General features: G+C 41.3%; 1 protein-coding gene and 1 pseudogene. Both read left to right on the forward strand.

Features of this window, described 5'->3' with window-relative positions:
• Window positions 1-432, forward strand: a 432-nt coding sequence (locus EI161_RS14605; RefSeq protein WP_192530013.1) for an IS30 family transposase, incomplete at its 5' end; no start/stop codon positions are given.
• Between the two features lie 21 nt (window positions 433-453).
• Window positions 454-610: pseudogene (locus tag EI161_RS15140) on the forward strand (RNA-guided endonuclease TnpB family protein); the annotation flags it as partial.

The raw sequence follows: 610 nt of genomic DNA on the forward strand, positions 1-610 counted from the left end.
GATACCGTTATCGGTCAGCATCACAAGCAAGCGATTGTAACGCTCGTTGAACGTAAAACAGGACTGCTTAAAATGAAGCGTGTGGGTCATAAAACGGCACAGCAAGTATCAGAGGCAATGATAGGTATCCTAAAGCCAGTGAGGTTGCAGGTTAAGACCATTACCTCTGACAATGGTAAAGAGTTTGCTCAGCATAAGAAGGTGAAACGAAAGCTCTTTAGCGCTTTCTTCTTTGCCGATGCTTATGCGTCATGGCAGCGAGGAACCAACGAGAATACCAACGGCTTAATCAGAGAGTTCTTGCCTAAGGGTTGTGACTTTAGACAAGTCTCTGATAATGAGATACAGGACATTGAGAATAAACTAAACAACAGACCAAGAAAACGCTTAGGGTTTAAAACGCCCAATCAGGTGTTCTATAATATAATTTAGCGTTGCACTTGGTATGTTAATCTAAGTTTCAAAAAAACTGCCATAAAATATCTAGGGGTCAAAAAAGCAGGAAAGAAAACCCTAAAATCCACCATTCAATTTAGCCTAGCCAAAGGCAAGAAACTGACCATTGACGTGTGGGACAGCTATAACCTAGCTCTCTACACCATCAATACTT

Source organism: Psychrobacter sp. FME5 (genome assembly GCF_014861375.1).
In the GTDB taxonomy this organism is placed as follows: domain Bacteria; phylum Pseudomonadota; class Gammaproteobacteria; order Pseudomonadales; family Moraxellaceae; genus Psychrobacter.